The organism is Methylobacter luteus IMV-B-3098, assembly GCF_000427625.1.
Lineage (GTDB): Bacteria > Pseudomonadota > Gammaproteobacteria > Methylococcales > Methylomonadaceae > Methylobacter > Methylobacter luteus.
Genome location: NZ_KE386569.1, coordinates 728057 through 744455, shown reverse-complemented (window position 1 = coordinate 744455; position 16399 = coordinate 728057). Strand labels below are relative to the sequence as shown.

Here is a 16399-nt window from a genome sequence, read left to right as displayed (position 1 = left end):
TCTACATTTACATCCCATGTCCAAAAATATTCGCATTGAAAGATGTAGCGGCAAAGCCCTGGAACGTTATATTCCGGAACTGGCCCGTTTAAGAATTGAAGTGTTTCATGATTTCCCTTATTTGTATGACGGTACTTATGAATATGAGGAAAAGTACCTTCAAACTTATATCAATTGCCCGGAGAGCGTTATCGTCATCGCATTCGACGGCGATAAAGTAGTCGGCGCCTCCACTGCCATTCCGATGAAATATGAAACGGATGAACTTAAAAAACCGTTTATTGAACATGGCTACAGCCTGGATGAAGTTTTCTATTGCAGCGAGTCGGTATTGAACAAGAATTATCGCGGCCTCGGCATCGGCGTGCGTTTTTTTGAGGAAAGAGAGGCTCATGCGAGGGAGCTCGGCGGCTTTAAGCATATCTGCTTTTGCTGCGTGGAACGGCCTGTTGATCACCCTCGCCGCCCGGCCGATTATGTGCCGCTCGATAAGTTCTGGAACAAACGCGGCTATTTCAAACATCCTGAATTAACGACGACTTACAGATGGAAAGATCTGGACGATGTTGAAGAAACCCCTAAACCGATGACATTCTGGCTGAAACATGAAGGTTAAGATCGCTACCGCCCAATACGACATCAGTTTTCTGGAAAACTGGCAGAATTATCAAACCAAAATTGAGCGCTGGGTCGGCGAAGCAGCCGAACAGGACGCGAAGATTCTGCTTTTTCCCGAGTACGGCAGCATGGAGCTGGCATCACTATTTCCAAAGGAAATTTATTCATCGCTCAGCAAGCAACTGGCATCCATGCAGTCCCTGCTGGATGATTATACCGGCCTGTTTCGGACATTGGCCCAAAAATACGGCTGCTATATCCAGTCCGGCACGTTTCCCGTAGAAATAGGGTCCGGCGCATATCGCAACCGGGCTTTCCTGTTTATGCCCGATGGCCGGTTCGATTATCAGGACAAGCTGATAATGACCCGCTTTGAGAACGAGCAATGGCTGATCAATAGTGGCGAGGAATTGAAATGCTTCGATACCGAATACGGAAGAATCGCGATCAATGTCTGTTATGACAGCGAATTTCCGATGCTTGCGCGAAAACAGGTTGAAGCCGGAGCCAACCTGATCCTGGTGCCCAGTTGCACAGATACGCTCGCCGGCTACCATCGGGTCAAAATAGGCTGTCAGGCAAGAGCTCTGGAAAACCAGTGCTATGTTGTTCAATCTCCAACAGTAGGCGAAGCGTCCTGGTCTGAAGCGGTTGACGTCAATATCGGCGCGGCGGCTGTTTACACCCCTGTGGATCGTGGCTTTCCTGACAATGGCATTCTAGCAATCGGCGAACTCAACAAGGCCCAATGGGTCATGGCTGAAATCTCCCTCAGCGCTTGCGAGGCAGTCCGGCAACAAGGACAGGTCTTTAATTACCGGGACTGGCCATTACAAAAGAAATTCGATTATTAAAAAATCGCCTCGAAAGAATAACCGTTAAACTCCAGGATTTCTTTCAATCTTTTTAATGAATCCATCTGAATTTGTCTAAGAGCTTGTTCAATATCTCCGTAGCAACAGCGCCAGGAAGGCCAGATTAACGAACTGTAAGCTGGTATTGAGCAAGCGCTCAGTGTTCTTCCATAATCTTCGGCACTTCTCCAGCCAGGCAAACGAACGCTCTACTACCCAGCGTTGCGGAATGACAGCGAAGGTATGAAGCTCATGGCGTTTGGCCACCTGCACCGAAGCGCCAAGCAGACTCTGAACAGCTTCGGCGAAGGGTTGGCCACTATAGCCGCCATCGACCAGCAGCGAAGTGACCTCAGTTAAGTCTTTCCAGTTCTGTTCAATGGTTTTTAGCGCCCCTTGGCGATCACTGACGTCCGCCGTGGTGATGGCAATTGCATGGGGTAACCCTTGCGTGTCGACAAAAATATGTCGCTTGATACCTGAAACCTTTTTGCCGGCATCATAACCTTTGCTGCGTGCGCAGTCGGTGTTTTTGACACTCTGTGCATCAACGATGCAGAAACTCGTCCTGGCGTTGCGCCCCTGTCTGGTACGGGCCTCGCCAACCTGATTTTTTTAATGCCTGCTCCAGCAGGCTGGTTCCACCTTCAGGTTTCTCGCTCCATAACGAAAAATAATGATGGACCGTGCGCCATTTCGGAAAGTCGCTCGGCAGCATGCGCCACTGGCAGCCGCTCTTCAGCAAGTACAGAATGGCACAGAACACTTCATACAAGTCCACTGTACGAGGTCGGGTTTTCTTGCGAGCATTTTCTAGCAGAGCTCTGATCGGTTCAAATTGTTCGCGACTGATGTCGCTGGGGTACACTTTTCTCATGCCCTCATTATCTATCATACTCAGCAGATATTGAACAGGCTCTAACACGTTCCCTGGTTACACCCAACTCTTGAGCAACCTGTTCAAGAGTTGCGTTTTCATAACCACAAAGCCCGTATCGGCGACAAATCACTTCACGCTGCTTTTCAGATAATTGAAATACCCAATTGGCAATATTCTGCTTAATGCCGTCTTCCTGTAATTTTTCGGTTGGCGACATACTTTCGGCATCCGAAATCGACTCAACCAAAGGTTTGTCAAAATCCTTGCCGCCGGGTATATCCACCGACGTGACCCGCTCATTGAGTTTGAGCATTTTTTTAACTACACTGACCGGTTTATCTAGATATTCGGCAATATCCTCGGCACTTGGCTCACGGTCCATTAACTGGGTCAAGTGATGCTGAGCTTTGAGATAAACGTTCATTTCTTTAACGATATGAATCGGCAATCGAATCGTGCGGGTTTGATTCATGATGGCCCGCTCAATCGTCTGTCTGATCCACCAGGTGGCATATGTTGAAAACCTGAATCCCTTGTCAGGATCGAATTTTTCAACGGCGCGAATCAACCCCAGATTGCCCTCTTCTATCAAATCCAGTAGCGGCAACCCTCTGTTCAGATAACGGCGGGAAATTTTAACTACAAGGCGCAAATTGCTTTCGATCATGATATTGCGGGCTTTTTCATCGCCTCGCAATGCTTTTTTGCCATAAAACTTTTCCTGATCCGCAGTCAGTAATTGCGATTTCCCCAACTCATTCAAATAGAATCGCGTTGCATCGAAGCTATTATCATTATGAGCCTCCATGGAAATTGCCTCATCAACCTCCATTACTTCGCTCAGCACGGAATCTGTATCAAGTTCGTCTTCAAACGCTACACAAATATCGTCGTCCAATACATCACACATTTCTTCCTGCATACACCCCCCTCTTGGCTAATCGACCTGAGTCGAAGTACCATTATTTTTTTGGTAAATAACTTAATGGATTTACGGATTTTCCATTTTTTCTTATTTCAAAATGCAGCGAATTTTGCTCGGATCCGGTTTTTCCAACATAAGCGATAATCTGGCCTTTTTTTATGGATTGTCCTTCCGAAACTAGCAAACGGCTATTATTGGCATAAGCACTTAAGTACATTTCATTGTGTTTGATAATCATTAAATTACCATAGCCAATTAAACCTTTTCCGCTATACACAACTTTTCCAGCTTCAGCAGCTCTGACTTCCTGTCCCACTTTTCCATTTATATCAATCCCTTTGTTGCCCGATTGAGTAAAGTTTTTTACAATTTTTCCCTCTATCGGCCACTGCCAATTTAACTTTAACACTATTTTGTTAACATTTGAAACAATTAGCTTTTTTTGTGAACTGCGTCCTGTTTTTTTGACAGGGCTCTTACTCGGCTCCTTTGGAATTGATGCCCTATCTTCTTGATTGGAATTGAAGAATTTCAGTTTTCGGCCGGTTACTAAAGTGTAAGGTGGCGCCAGATGGTTCCACACCGCCAGGCGTTGATAGCCATAACCGGAGCGCAGGCCGATCGAATATAGGGTATCACCTTTTTTTACCACATAATATTTCGTTCCGGCGGCAATGACCTGTTTCGCATTATCTCTCGCCTCTGTCTTGGTTTCTGCAGGCTTGGTCTGATTTTCAGAAGATGAGATATCATAGGATTTTACCGGCGCAAAGTTCTCATGTTCCGAGCAGGCGCTCAATAAAAACACCAGTATTAGCCTTACAATAAAAATCGGCCAGGCATAACGGGAATACATATGCTATCTGGCCAGCAAGATCTTCTTTGCCAGATTGATTTTCGCAGCCAAATAATCGGAGCCGCCACGGTCAGGGTGTATTTTTTGCATCAATTTGCGGTGAGCTTCAACGATTTCCTGTTTTGACGCGCCCATTTTCAATCCCAGCACTTCATAGGCCTCTTCAATTGTCATTTTTCCCGAAGGGCTTGATGCACGCTGATATGAAGATGTGCCTTGCTTGGCTGCATTAAACTCAGCCCATAATCTGTGCAGTTGAGGCGCATAATGCAGCAGAACCGGTATTAACCTGAACATGAAAGCAACGGCGACGCCAGCCAGCGCAAAAAGCCAGTTCAAACGCCCGGTCGCACCCAAGTAAATTAAAATCACACCGACAATACCGAGACCGAGAATTTTGGTATAGCGGGCTATTTGCGCGGGCGGCGTTTTTAAAAACCTGCGCAGGGCAAAAAATGAAATGATGATTAGCAATAAAACCAGATAAATTCGAATCAATGTTGTCTCCGGGATTAATATCCGTTTTCGAACCGCTATTTCTTAGTGGTTCGATAAATAATACCTTAGAATAAGCCATCTCACGATAACAGCTTAAATGTTTGATTCCATGCAGAATGCCAAAATTCCAATTCTAGGTTTCGCTGCTTTTAGCGGTACCGGCAAAACAACTTTACTGGCGCGATTGATCCCAATTCTGAAATCCAGTGGCCTGCGCATAGGTTTAATCAAACATAGTCATCATAATTTTGAAATAGACAAACCGGGCAAAGACAGCTTCCGCTTGCGGGCAGCTGGCGCTTCGCCTGTCATGCTGATATCGAAATCCCGGCGCGCCATTATTACCGAAATCACGCCTGAAAAAGAGCCCAGACTGGACGACCAGCTAAAGTTGTTTGATCAGTCCGAGCTGGACCTGATTTTGGTCGAAGGCTTTAAAGCGGAGCCATTTCCAAAAATTGAATTGCACCGTCCCTTGCTCAACAAACCGTTGCTTTATCCTGATGATCCGCACATCATCGCGATCGCCTCGGATTGTGCGCTGGAAACGCCACCCCAGCTGACTCAGCTCGATATCAACCGGCCTGAAGTGATTGCGTCATTCATCTTGAATCAATTCATGAGAAAAAATTATGATTGACCCATGCAGCCTGGATACAAATCCGCTACTGTCGCTCCAGGAAGCCCTAAGCAGAATTAAAGCCGCCCTGCGCCCTGTCGCCGGCTTTGAAAAAGTGACGTTAAAAAGCGCCTTGGGGCGCGTGCTGGCGCAACCGGTTTATTCATCGGTCAATATACCTCATGAGAGAAACGCTTCCATGGATGGCTATGCCTTGGCCGCCGGCGACATAACGCCAAACCAGCCCTTTTCTCTGCATTTAACGGGCACTTCCTGGGCCGGAAGACCGTTTCAGGGACAACTGCAGCCGAGCCAATGCATCCGAATCTTTACCGGCGCGGTATTGCCCGAACGGGCCGATACCGTCGTTATGCAAGAGCATATACGCGCCGATGGACAAACCATACACTTTCCGGCACCAACCCGGCCCTATCAGAATGTCCGAGAAATCGGCGAGGAGCTTCAGCAAGGCGCCTGTTTGATTTCATCCCCTAAAAAATTGGCTGCTGCGGACCTGGGATTGCTGGCCTCGGCCGGCGTTTACGAGATTACCGTCAAACGGCGATTAAACATTGCTTTTTTTTCAACCGGCGACGAACTGGCGTCCATAGGTCAGGCACTGGAATCCGGAAAAATATATGACAGCAATCGCTATATTCTGAACGGATTGCTGGCTGATCCAGGATATAACATGGCGGATAAGGGTGTGATTGCCGATGACAGAGACAAGCTGGAAGAAAGCCTTATTGAAGCAGCCAAAAATTACGATGTCATTATCACGACGGGCGGCGCCTCGGTAGGCGAAGCCGATTTCGTCAAGGACGTACTGGCCAGCTGTGGACAAATCAATTTCTGGAAAATCGCGATGAAACCCGGAAAACCGCTGGCTTTCGGCAAAATCGGCGATTGTTATTTTTTCGGCCTGCCTGGCAATCCGGTTGCCGTCATCGCCACCTTTGATCAGCTAGTCAAGCCCGCTCTCAAGCAACTGGCTGGCGAACCGTTTACCAAGCCCCTACGGTTGACAGCCATTTGCACAAGCTCATTGAAAAAAGCGCCGGGGCGGCAGGAATTTCAGCGCGGCATGCTGGCTCAAAACGATGCCGGCGAATTGCTTGTAGCTTCATCGGGAAAACAGGGCTCGCACCTGCTCGGCTCAATCAGCCGGGCTAATTGCTATATCATCTTGCCGGCCGACTGCACAGGCATAGAAGCCGGCGAACAAGTGATCGTCGAACCGTTCAGCCTGTTTGTGTAGAACCGGCTAGTAGCGCGGCACCGAATTATCACACTCGCAAGACCAGGCGTCGATGCCGCCTCTCAGGTTTGAAACGTTTTCAAAGCCGTAATGATCCAAATAATTTGCAGCCTGCTGACTGCGTATGCCGTGATGACAAATTACAACTATTTTCTGCTGACGGTCCAACTCATCGAGTCTTTGCGGAATTTGATTCAGCGGAATCGACACGCTCTCCTCGATACGGGCATATTGAAATTCATTCGGTTCTCTGACATCCAGCAAAAACAGAGACTCCCCATTTTGAATTTTATTTTTCAATTCAATCGCTGAAATTTGTTTTACAGACATTGTTAACCTTTATTAATAAATCTTTCTAAACGTTGCATGGCAATGGCCATTCTATCTATGGAAGTTGTATATGCAAAACGGATGTAATGATTTGACTCATATTCCCCAAAGTCCTTGCCAGGCGTGATTGCCACCCCTTCAGCTTCTAAAAGATCCAGCGCGAATTGATAGCTGTCATCGGTGAATTTTGCACAATTGGCGTAAACATAAAAGGCGCCTTCCGGCTTGATCGGAATCTCGAAGCCTAATCGCAGCAGCGTGTCGTAGAGAAAATCACGCCGGACGGCAAACTCTGCCCGCCTGAATTCAAGCTCATCAAGCGTACGTTCATCAAAAGCGGCCAAAGCCGCATATTGAGAATGCGTGGGAGTGGAAATGAAAATATTTTGCGCCAGTTTCTCGGTGGCTTCAATAAACTCATCAGGCACAATCAACCAGCCGACTCGCCAACCGGTCATGCCAAAATATTTGGAAAAGCTGTTGATGACAAACAGATCGTCGCTGAATACCAGCGCTGTCGTCGCATTTTTACCATAAACCAGGCCATGGTAAATTTCATCGGAATAAAAACATCCGCCTAGCTGATTGACGGCCTGAATGGATGAATTTAGTACCGCCGGGTCGATAATCGTGCCGGTAGGATTAGACGGCGAGGCAATCAGTACTCCTTTAGTCGCTTCCGTCCAGTTTTCCCTTATCAATTCCGCGGTTAACTGATAACGGGTGCTCGAATCCACGGGCACTGTTCGGGTCTTACCTTCGAACACTTTGACAAAATTACTGTTACACGGATAGCACGGATCCGCCATTAATAATTCTTCCCCTGGATTCAAACTGGCGCCCAGCGCCAGCAAAAAGGCACCGGAAGCGCCGGGCGTTACAAAAATACGCTCCGGGGCTACGGCCACACCGTAACGCTGCCGATAAAAGTCGGCTATTTTTTCCCGCAGTTCGGGCAAGCCTGCGGCCGGCGTGTATTTAATCTCGCCAGTTTGAATATGCTCAATACCAGCGTCAATAATGGTCTGAGGCGTAGCAAAATCGGGCTCACCGATTTCCATATGGATAATATCCCTGCCCTGGCCTTCCAATTGCTTGGCGCGTCGAAGCAATTCCATCACATAAAAGGGAGAAATAGTCTGAGTCCGATCCGCCAGTCGTTCGCTCATATCTTGTCACTCGCCAAAAACTTTTAATGATACCAAAAATCCTTGCCATCTTATTATGATTCTGATAAAAATGCTCAGTTTTATTTATCTTGTCTTAGGAGTTAAAGGATGACCGATAGTTCTAAAACTGACGCATCGCCTTTCAGTTTTACGCCTTATAAAGAAAAAGAAGGCGAGGAATATATGAGTGAGGCTCAGCTGAAGCATTTTGAGACCATTCTGAGAAACTGGAAAGCTGAATTAATGCAGGAAGTAGACCGTACTGTGCACCATATGCAGGATGACGCCGCTAATTTCCCTGATCCTAATGACCGGGCAACCCAGGAGTCGGAATTCAGTCTGGAATTAAGAACCCGTGACCGTGAACGTAAACTGATCAAAAAAATCGATGAATCCCTGAAAGAAATTGAATCAGGCGATTACGGTTATTGCGAGTCATGCGGTATCGAGATCGGCGTACGTCGCCTTGAAGCGAGACCGACCGCCACCCTGTGCATAGACTGCAAAACTCTCGATGAAATTCGGGAAAAACAAATGGGGTAAGTCTGTCGCAGGACAATCAACCTTATATCGGCCGGTTTGCGCCCTCGCCTACCGGCCCTCTTCATTTCGGATCTTTATATACGGCCCTGGCCGGCTTTCTTCAAGCCCGATCGCAACAAGGCAAATGGTTGCTGCGCATCGATGACCTCGACACCCCACGAAATGCCAAGGGTTCGGTCGACCACATCCTGAAAACGCTGGATATTTTCGGCCTGCATTGGGACGATAGCGTTTACTACCAAAGTCATAATCTCGACGTTTACGAAGACGCCCTACATGAATTGACAGAAAACCGGCTTATTTATGCCTGTACATGCAGTCGCAAAATGCTGGCTGAAACACATCCAGAGCAGACTCAGGCCGATATTTATCCCGGCATCTGCCGTGACAGGCCGCCTCCGCCGCATACCCCGCATGCATTTCGCATCAAGACCGACAATCGCACTATCTCGTTTCAGGATGAACTGCAAGGCCTGATCGCGCAGAACCTGGCTGAACAGCATGGGGATTTTATCCTGAAAAGAAAAGACGGCATTATTGCTTATCAATTTGCTGTCGTGATTGACGACCACAGGCAACATATCAATCATGTCTTACGCGGTTTTGATCTGCTCGATTCAACGCCCAAACAAATCTATCTGCAGCAGCAACTGGGGCTTGTTACGCCTCAATACATGCATGTGCCGATCATCATCGATACCCAGGGCTATAAACTCAGCAAACAAACCCTGGCGCAGGCAGTCGACTTAAAAACGTCGAACAAGCTGATCTTTGAACTGCTGACCTTATTAAAACAAGAGCCCCCTAACGAGCTTAAACATGCCGAAGCCGACGAACTGCTTGATTGGGCCATCGCTCACTGGAACCCTACCCTTTTGGAGAAATTGCGTGCAATCAGCCGATAAACTAATTAAAGCGCTTCATACTCATCACTATAGTTGCCTCTGCTTGCCGAATAAGGATTAATACATGTCAGACGTTAAAATTTACGAGGTACAACCGGAAATTGCCGCCAGAGCGCATATTAACGCCGAAACGTATAAAGCGCTTTATCAACGCTCTATTGATGAGCCCGAAGCGTTCTGGGCCGAACAGGCTGAGCAGTTTCTGGACTGGAACAGGCGCTGGGATACGGTTATGGCATTCGATTACCCCAAGGGGTATATCCGCTGGTTTGAAGGCGGGAAACTCAATGTCAGCCTCAACTGCCTGGACCGCCACCTGCCCACGCGCGGCGACCAAGTGGCCATTATCTGGGAAGGCGACAATCCGGCTCATGATAAAAAAGTCACTTATCGTGAACTGCATGAACAGGTCTGTAAATTTGCCAATGTCTTAAAATCGCAAGGCGTCCAAAAAGGCGATCGCGTCTGCATTTATTTGCCCATGATCGCCGAGTCTGCGGTCGTCATGCTGGCCTGCACGCGCGTCGGTGCCGTGCATTCGATCGTTTTCGGCGGTTTCTCCGCCGATGCTCTGAAAGACCGCATACTCGATGCGGACTGCAAATACCTGGTTTGCGCCGACGAAAGCAACCGCGGCGGCAAGACCGCGCCGCTAAAAGTCAATGTCGATCGCGCGGCCGCCAACTGTCCCGGGCTTGAAAAAGTCATCGTCATCAAAAACACCGGCGCGGCCATAGACTGGCACGAGCATCGCGACATCTGGTATCACGAAGCCATGGCCGAGGCTTCCGCCGAATGTCCGGCCGAAGCCATGGACGCGGAAGATCCGCTGTTTATTCTGTACACCTCCGGCTCCACCGGCAAACCCAAAGGCGTTCTGCATACGACCGGCGGCTATCTGCTGTATGCGGCCATGACCCATAAATATGTCTTCGATTATCACGACGGCGATATTTACTGGTGCACGGCCGATATCGGCTGGGTAACGGGCCATTCCTATAGCATTTACGGTCCGTTATGCAACGGCGCCACGACATTGCTGTTTGAGGGCGTACCGACTTATCCGGAAGCCGACCGGTTCTGGCGCATCGTCGACAAGCATCAGGTCAATATCTTCTATACCGCGCCGACCGCCATCCGCGCCCTGATGGCGCAGGGCGACGACTTCGTCACGCGCACTGACCGCAGCAGCCTCAGGATTCTCGGCAGCGTCGGCGAGCCGATCAATCCGGAAGCATGGGAATGGTATTATCATGTTGTCGGCAATGGCCGCTGTCCGATCATGGATACTTGGTGGCAAACCGAAACCGGCGGCATCATGATCACAGCTCTGCCCGGCGCCATTGCGCTGAAGCCTGGCTCCGCCACCTTGCCGTTTTTCGGCATCAAACCCGAGATTCTCGACAATGAAGGCCGTCTGCAAGAAGGCGTAGCCGAAGGCATTCTGGTCATCAGCCGCTCATGGCCAGGACAGGCCCGAACGATTTATGGAGATCATCAACGTTTTGTCGACACTTATTTTAGAAACTATCCCGGCTATTATTTTGCCGGCGACGGCGCGCGCCGCGATCAGGATGGCTATTACTGGATCACCGGGCGCGTCGATGACGTCATCAATGTGTCCGGCCACCGCATGGGCACGGCCGAAGTTGAAAGCGCGCTGGTGCTGCACGAAGACGTCGCCGAAGCGGCCGTGGTCGGCTATCCCCACGATATCAAAGGCCAGGGCATTTATGCTTATGTGACCTTGAACGTAGGGGTGGAACCCACGGAAAAACTCAAGCAAGAACTGGTTGAACTGGTCAGAAAGGAGATCGGCGCTATTGCGCACCCCGATGTGATTCAGTGGGCGCCGGGGCTGCCGAAAACGCGTTCAGGCAAGATCATGCGCCGGATCTTGCGCAAAGTGGCCTCCAATGACATCAGCAATCTCGGCGATACATCTACCCTGGCCGACCCAGCCGTCGTTGACGACATTATCGATCACCGGGCCAATAAATAAGAACAGACACCGGCAGAAAAAGACAACCGACCTTTTTCTGCCGGCTTTTATGGAAGGTTTGTTGCTTGCTCAAACAACGGAATGGTCATGACTTTCAATTCCCGTCCCAGCATGACTCCCAGGCGCAACATATTGGCCGACTTGGCTTCGTCACGACCCGGGAAAAACAGATAGCCGAAAGCTAGTTCGCCGGGCAGCACACGATCGGTACGCAAGGAATGGCTCGCCAGATCATTGAGGATTTGCTGACCGTATTCGTCATGTGTACTGGCTCCACCGTATAAAGCGCCGGCAGCGGCTCCCGCCATGGCGCCTTTGCCGGTCGTATCTCCGAGATTGCTCCCGCTTACGATGCCGATCGCCAGTCCTGCCAGCGCACCGGCCGCACCCATCAATACGGATGGCCTCACGGCGCCTTTTAACGTTTCGCCAATCTCGACATCTTCACTGACTCGGCGATAAGCTTGATCTGTTGTCAGCAAAGGCCATGCCCGGCCCTGATTATCAATCAAAAACGTTTGCTGCGGCTGTAAATTAACTTCTTCCCTGCTTTGGTTATCGATGACCAGGCGCACGGGCAATAACCCCATTCCTCTGACATCGTATCCGAATACTGACTTGGCCTTTTTCTCATTAACATAAGGGATTGCTGCAATCTTGGCGCCTCTGATATTGATATGGCCGATAGAGGTTGACGGCAAAAGTACAGGCGACACACGCTCTTCATAAGTACTGCAACCGACAAGCACGCATCCGGTCAATAACACCACAAGGAGTTCGCAATTCCAAGTTCCCCGATAAGCCATGTCGCACCCCTTATAAAATAAGGATTTGTAAAATTTTTCGCCGTTTTTCAAAAACCGCCAATCTACAATTTACGACACCAGTTTTGGCCGGAGGTTCTGGTCAAGCCGGCTTTAGCGCTACCTTGCGCCCCTCAAAAAGCGCGACGCTTAAAAGATAAACCAGCATCAATCCACCGGCAGACAGCCATGCCGGCCGGCCGGCATCGAGCGGCAATTGATCATGCGCCAGATACAATGCGATGCCGAGACTGGTATAGCCGATCACACGCTTGACATCGTAAGCCACCGGGTAATACTTCCTGCCCAACAGATAAGAGACAATCACCATCGCACCGTAACAGGCCAATGTCGCCCATGCCGAACCGATATAGCCCAGCGTTGGAATCCACCAGATATTGAGCACGATTGTTAAGCCCGCGCCGGCCAACGATACAAAAGCGCCCATCACGGTGCGATCAGTCAGCTTGTACCAGATGGACAGATTGACATAAATGCCCAGGCACAGATTGGCCAGCAACAGTATCGGCACGACTTCAAGCCCTGCGCGAAACTCTTCGCCAATAAAATATTTAAAGAAATCGATGAACAGTGTCACCATCAAAAAAATGAATACGCAGAAAATCACAAAAAACTTGAGGACATCGGCATAGACTTTGCGAGCATCGCTGTTACCCGCATAGGCGAAGAAAAACGGTTCGGCGGCATAACGGAAAGCCTGAATGAACAATGACATCAAAATCGAGAGCTTGTAACAGGCGCTGTAAATGCCGAGCATTTTCAGATTCGTGACTTCATCATACGGCAGCAGGTATTTAAGCAAGGCGCGATCGAGCATTTCATTGACAATACCGGCGAAGCCGATCACGACCATCGGCAGCGAATAGCGCAGCATGCGTCCGAACAATTGCCGGTCGAAGCCCCAGGCCAGCCCTTTAAACTGCGGCGTCAACAGTAAAAATTTGAATACGCTCGCCAACAAGTTGGCGATGAAGATATATCCCACGCCGACAGCCGGATCGTAAACCCGACTTACCCAGGAACCGGGATTCTGCCCAAGCGCCTTGGGACAATAAACGATGAAGAACAGGCTCAGTAAGATCGTTATCATGATCTCGGCCACTTTGATGCTGGCAAAACGCAGCGCTTTGTTTTCGGCCCGCAGTCGTGCGAAAGGAATGGCCGTCATTGCATCCAGCGTCAGAATGATTGCAAACCACAGCACATATTCCGGATGATTGGCATAATGCAGCGCTGCCGATAGCGGTGTATTGAGCCATCGGATAAGCAGAAAAAAGCCCAGATTGACCAGAACGACAAAGATCAGCGCCGTCGAATAGGCCGTATCGCGCCCAGGCGATTCCTTATCGCGGAAACGAAAATAGCCCGTTTCAAATCCGAACAGCAACAGCACGGAAAAAAATCCCGCATAGGCGTAAAACTCCGACACCACGCCATATTCCGCCGCCGAGAAATAATAGGTATAAAGCGGCACCAACAGATAGTTGAGGAAGCGCCCGAAAATACTGCTAATGCCATAGATTGCGGTCTGGGATGCCAGTTTTCTTATAATGCCCATTTAAGCTTGTTGATCAATTAAGGAAATATTCGACTGATGAGCACCGTATCTCAAGCAGCCCTGGAATTTAAGCCGCCATTCGGTTCCGGTTAGCCGGCTAGGCATTATATAACTGATATTGCCACAATGAGGTTTTTTGTCATTTGCCGCGTTTGGCATGCCTGGATCGCATGATTTCACCCCTACAGCACCTTTTTTAATGCCTGTCCGCATCAGAAATGGAGCCCGTGCCGCAAGAAACAATCCGAATCTCGCTCATCTTCAAGACAAACGGACTAAAGATACCGGTTTGTGTCATATCTGGCTGATGCTGGTCAAATAATTAGCCATATTGCACGGCTGCCTTGCTCGGTTTTGATAGCTTCTATCACTGCGGGCTAAAAGAGAGATGTTACGCTTAATCAGTGCAATTTAATTTAACGAATGCGGCAATATTTCAAACCAAGGTGTTTGTTTTGATGGATAGAGCTATTGGCAGAGTGTTTTCTACCAAATTAATCTTCTTTTTCGACCCACTCATCGCCGCGCTTTTCGTATTTCTTTTTTACGGCCGCCCAGGCAACTTTGTGGGCTACTGTCTCCCTGTCATCGTCGCCATAACGGCGATCCTCGGGATCCTTATACTCATCCCAGGCATTATTATAGGCCGCCAGATAGATCTCCTGGCCATGCGTGGGCAAATGATTTTTTACATTATCAGGCAAGTCACTCAATCGCTTGTAAGGCATGATCTTCTCCCGACTTAAGAAATATTTCAGCCGCCGATTGCTAAATCTCTTGATTATTGAAACCTGGCAGTCGCCAAATTCACTGATTCGCCCAGATTATCCGAGGTGGCTTCGACATCAGCCTTAAGGCTTTCCCATACATCATCGCGAGCCTGCTGCAGTTCCTCCAGTTTTTTCTGTGCGATATCCAGTTTTTGCTGCAAATCGCCGATCTGCTTTTCATACTCGACTTTAACATCGGCTTCAGCCTCATCCGCCCTGACTTTCAACTGCTCAATTGCGGCGCTCCACTCGGCCAGCTGTGTTTGCAGTTTGTGCTGATAAACTTCCCGCTGCTTCATGAGGATCTCCCGGCCTGAGTTAATCAGGGTTTGGCAATATTCAGCGCGGCATCAAGCCGGCTGTCTCGGATTCCAAAGTGACTGCCTCCCGGTCGGAGAAGTTCCTTATAAACGAAGATGTTCGAGTTTCAGGCATAAAAGAGGGTTGGTTTTTACGCCAACCCTTTTATTCGGCTACGAATCGCCTTTTTGCACAGCATCGCAAGACGGTTCAATGCCTTCGTTATCAATATCGCAATTTGATTCCAGCCACATGGCATTGATGACGGCAAAAGCCGCAGCGAAGCTGGCGCCCAGCATCCAGGTGAAGTACCACATGTGAGTTTCCCCTCTTAATAAAGTGTGTGTGAATCTTTTAACACGGCCGCTTCGGTGACGCTGCCCCAAATCACCTTGTAAACCCAGCGCGTATAGAACAGTACGATCGGCAGAAACACCACGGTAATCCAGAATGACAGCAGTAGCGTAGTGTGGCTGGCGCTGCCATCCCATACTGTCAGGCTGGAGCGCGGGTCAGTGGTTGAAATCAGCAGGAATGGAAACAACCCCAAGCCCACCGTCAGCAGCACGCCGCTGATGCCGATACTGCTCATCAAAAAAGCCCCGGCCGTGGATTGCCCTTTGCCCAGCAGCCAGGCCAGGGCCAGCCCTGCGAAACCCAGCACAGGCGCAAGCAGCATCCAGGGACTGGCAAGAAAATGATGCAGCCAGCCGGCGCCAGCAGCGACAACGGTTTTGTTGAGCGGATTCGAGGCCGCGGACGCGCCCGCCATCTGTGTAATTTCAGGACGGTCGACAGCCGATACCAGCCATAACGTTGCCATTGCCAGACTGATCAGCAGCAATGGACCAAGCACCGACACGGCCTTCTGAGCGCGGCTATGAATCACGCCTTCCGTGCGCCACTTCAGAAACAGGGCGCCATGAAATGTAGTCACCAGCAAGCCGATCACTCCACAGAGCAATGCAAAGGGACTCAACAAGGCCCAGAACGAACCGTCGTAGAACGAACGCAAATCCTGATCAAGATGAAACGGCAGGCCGAGCAACAAATTGCCGACCAAAACGCCCAACAGAACCGGAGGCAGCGTTCCACCGACAAACAATCCCCAGTCCCAGGCATTGCGCCAGAGCGGATTGTTGACCTTGCCACGATAGTCAAAGCCTGCCGGCCTGAAAAACAAGGAAAACAGCACCAGCAGCATGGCTGCATAGAGTCCCGAAAACAGCGTCGCATACACGGCAGGCCAGATAGCAAAAATAGCCCCGCCCAGCAATATCAGCCAAACCTGATTGCCTTCCCAGGTGGCGCCTACCGTATTGATGATAACGCGGCGTTCGACATCACTCTTGCCCAGAAGTGGCAATAAAGTACAAATGCCGAAATCGAAGCCTTCGGTGAGCGCAAAGGCGATGGCGACGACGCCGATAAACAGCCACCAGATCAGGCGAATGGTTTCATAATCGAACATAATGTGGTCCTCATTAAAT

Annotated in this window: 19 protein-coding genes; 7 read left to right on the top strand and 12 right to left on the bottom strand. The window is 49.5% G+C overall.

The genetic code is table 11. The features are described 5' to 3' along the window. Window positions 1-16 precede the first annotated feature (16 nt). The gene (locus tag METLU_RS0105360; protein ID WP_027157332.1) at window positions 17-616 is read left to right on the top strand and encodes a GNAT family N-acetyltransferase; all 600 of its coding nucleotides are present in this window, start codon (window positions 17-19) and stop codon (window positions 614-616) included. After that, window positions 606-1472, top strand: coding sequence for a carbon-nitrogen hydrolase family protein (locus METLU_RS0105355; RefSeq protein ID WP_027157331.1), 867 nt, complete (start codon window positions 606-608; stop codon window positions 1470-1472). Before METLU_RS0105360 ends, METLU_RS0105355 begins: the two co-directional genes overlap by 11 nt. 87 nt (window positions 1473-1559) lie before the next feature. Here METLU_RS0105355 and METLU_RS27170 read toward each other — a convergent pair. The 4 genes from METLU_RS27170 to METLU_RS0105330 all read right to left on the bottom strand — a co-directional run bounded on the left by METLU_RS27170 (window position 1560) and on the right by METLU_RS0105330 (window position 4631). Beyond that, window positions 1560-2349, bottom strand: a protein-coding gene (locus METLU_RS27170) for an IS5 family transposase (protein WP_155920432.1) whose coding sequence is annotated in 2 segments (ribosomal slippage) — window positions 1560-2088 and window positions 2087-2349 — 792 coding nt in all. Because the reading frame shifts where the segments join, the coding sequence is not laid out codon by codon here. A 7-nt stretch (window positions 2350-2356) separates the two neighbouring features. Beyond that, window positions 2357-3274, bottom strand: coding sequence for an RNA polymerase sigma factor RpoS (rpoS, locus tag METLU_RS24545; RefSeq protein WP_051299787.1), 918 nt, complete (start codon window positions 3272-3274; stop codon window positions 2357-2359). A 40-nt stretch (window positions 3275-3314) separates the two neighbouring features. Beyond that, window positions 3315-4133 carry a peptidoglycan DD-metalloendopeptidase family protein gene (locus METLU_RS0105335; protein WP_027157330.1) on the bottom strand — a complete coding sequence of 273 codons (819 nt, stop codon included), beginning with the start codon at window positions 4131-4133 and terminating at the stop codon, window positions 3315-3317. A gap of 3 nt (window positions 4134-4136) precedes the next feature. Beyond that, window positions 4137-4631 (bottom strand): DnaJ domain-containing protein, encoded by a 495-nt coding sequence (locus METLU_RS0105330; RefSeq protein ID WP_027157329.1) that lies wholly within the window; start codon window positions 4629-4631, stop codon window positions 4137-4139. A 109-nt stretch (window positions 4632-4740) separates the two neighbouring features. Between METLU_RS0105330 and mobB the strand changes: the two genes are divergently transcribed. After that, complete coding sequence (mobB, locus tag METLU_RS0105325) at window positions 4741-5271, top strand: molybdopterin-guanine dinucleotide biosynthesis protein B (RefSeq protein WP_027157328.1); 531 nt, start codon at window positions 4741-4743, stop codon at window positions 5269-5271. Further along, window positions 5264-6508 carry a molybdopterin molybdotransferase MoeA gene (gene moeA, locus METLU_RS0105320; RefSeq protein WP_027157327.1) on the top strand — a complete coding sequence of 415 codons (1245 nt, stop codon included), beginning with the start codon at window positions 5264-5266 and terminating at the stop codon, window positions 6506-6508. The genes mobB and moeA overlap by 8 nt, the downstream gene beginning before the upstream one ends. A 6-nt stretch (window positions 6509-6514) precedes the next feature. Here the strand turns inward: moeA and METLU_RS0105315 are convergent, their stop codons facing one another. Beyond that, window positions 6515-6838 (bottom strand): rhodanese-like domain-containing protein, encoded by a 324-nt coding sequence (locus METLU_RS0105315; protein ID WP_027157326.1) that lies wholly within the window; start codon window positions 6836-6838, stop codon window positions 6515-6517. A 2-nt stretch (window positions 6839-6840) separates the two neighbouring features. Beyond that, entirely contained in the window at window positions 6841-8007 is a 1167-nt protein-coding gene (locus METLU_RS0105310; RefSeq protein ID WP_027157325.1) for a pyridoxal phosphate-dependent aminotransferase, read from the bottom strand. 108 nt (window positions 8008-8115) lie between these two features. On the opposite strand from METLU_RS0105310, the gene dksA reads away from it, so the two are divergent. The 3 genes from dksA (at window position 8116) to acs (ending at window position 11457) form a co-directional block, all read left to right on the top strand. Next, a complete protein-coding gene (gene dksA, locus METLU_RS0105305) occupies window positions 8116-8550 on the top strand; it encodes an RNA polymerase-binding protein DksA (RefSeq protein ID WP_027157324.1) in 435 nt (144 codons plus the stop codon). 2 nt (window positions 8551-8552) lie between these two features. Then, window positions 8553-9455: a tRNA glutamyl-Q(34) synthetase GluQRS gene (gluQRS, locus tag METLU_RS0105300; RefSeq protein WP_027157323.1), complete on the top strand. Its 903-nt coding sequence runs from the start codon at window positions 8553-8555 to the stop codon at window positions 9453-9455. 64 nt (window positions 9456-9519) lie between these two features. Next, on the top strand, window positions 9520-11457 hold the full coding sequence (gene acs, locus METLU_RS0105295) for an acetate--CoA ligase (protein WP_027157322.1): 1938 nt from the start codon (window positions 9520-9522) through the stop codon (window positions 11455-11457). A 47-nt stretch (window positions 11458-11504) separates the two neighbouring features. Here the strand turns inward: acs and METLU_RS0105290 are convergent, their stop codons facing one another. The 6 genes from METLU_RS0105290 to cydB all read right to left on the bottom strand — a co-directional run bounded on the left by METLU_RS0105290 (window position 11505) and on the right by cydB (window position 16380). Continuing rightward, a complete protein-coding gene (locus METLU_RS0105290) occupies window positions 11505-12263 on the bottom strand; it encodes a hypothetical protein (RefSeq protein ID WP_027157321.1) in 759 nt (252 codons plus the stop codon). A gap of 100 nt (window positions 12264-12363) precedes the next feature. Then, window positions 12364-13839 (bottom strand): lipopolysaccharide biosynthesis protein, encoded by a 1476-nt coding sequence (locus tag METLU_RS0105285; protein ID WP_027157320.1) that lies wholly within the window; start codon window positions 13837-13839, stop codon window positions 12364-12366. Between the two features lie 494 nt (window positions 13840-14333). Further along, window positions 14334-14567 carry a ChaB family protein gene (locus METLU_RS0105275; RefSeq protein ID WP_027157318.1) on the bottom strand — a complete coding sequence of 78 codons (234 nt, stop codon included), beginning with the start codon at window positions 14565-14567 and terminating at the stop codon, window positions 14334-14336. Window positions 14568-14620: 53 nt separating this feature from the next. Beyond that, complete coding sequence (locus METLU_RS0105270) at window positions 14621-14908, bottom strand: sll1863 family stress response protein (RefSeq protein ID WP_027157317.1); 288 nt, start codon at window positions 14906-14908, stop codon at window positions 14621-14623. A gap of 174 nt (window positions 14909-15082) precedes the next feature. Beyond that, the gene (gene cydX, locus METLU_RS27165) at window positions 15083-15226 is read right to left on the bottom strand and encodes a cytochrome bd-I oxidase subunit CydX (protein WP_027157316.1); all 144 of its coding nucleotides are present in this window, start codon (window positions 15224-15226) and stop codon (window positions 15083-15085) included. A 14-nt stretch (window positions 15227-15240) separates the two neighbouring features. Then, window positions 15241-16380, bottom strand: a complete 1140-nt coding sequence (cydB, locus tag METLU_RS0105260; RefSeq protein WP_027157315.1) for a cytochrome d ubiquinol oxidase subunit II — start codon at window positions 16378-16380, stop codon at window positions 15241-15243. Window positions 16381-16399 lie beyond the last annotated feature (19 nt).